This is a genomic window from Streptomyces niveiscabiei (assembly GCF_001419795.1).
GTDB lineage: Bacteria > Actinomycetota > Actinomycetes > Streptomycetales > Streptomycetaceae > Streptomyces > Streptomyces niveiscabiei.
Genome location: NZ_LIRL01000769.1, coordinates 3706 through 4021, shown reverse-complemented (window position 1 = coordinate 4021; position 316 = coordinate 3706). Strand labels below are relative to the sequence as shown.

Annotated in this window: 1 pseudogene; it reads right to left on the bottom strand. The window is 73.7% G+C overall.

Annotated elements, in window-relative coordinates:
• Positions 1-20: 20 nt before the first annotated feature.
• Positions 21-316: pseudogene (locus AOK24_RS51450) on the bottom strand (UDP-N-acetylmuramate dehydrogenase); the annotation flags it as partial.

Here is a 316-nt window from a genome sequence, read left to right as displayed (position 1 = left end):
TGCCCTGCCCTGCCCTGCCCTCAAAGGCTCACGCCCACCATCACCGGCTCGTTCACCAGCGTCACCCCGAACGCCCCCTCCACGCCGGTGACGATCTCGCGGGCCAGCGTGAGGAGGCCCTCCGTGGTCGCCGTGCCCCGGTTCGTGAGGGCGAGGGTGTGCTTCGTGGACAGGCGGGCGGGGCCGGTGCCGTACCCCTTCGTGAAGCCGGCGCGGTCGATGAGCCACGCGGCGGACGTCTTGGTGTACCCCTCCCCCGCCGGGTAGGCGGGCGGTTCGGTGCCCTCGCCGAGCCGCTCCTGCACACGCGCGCGGA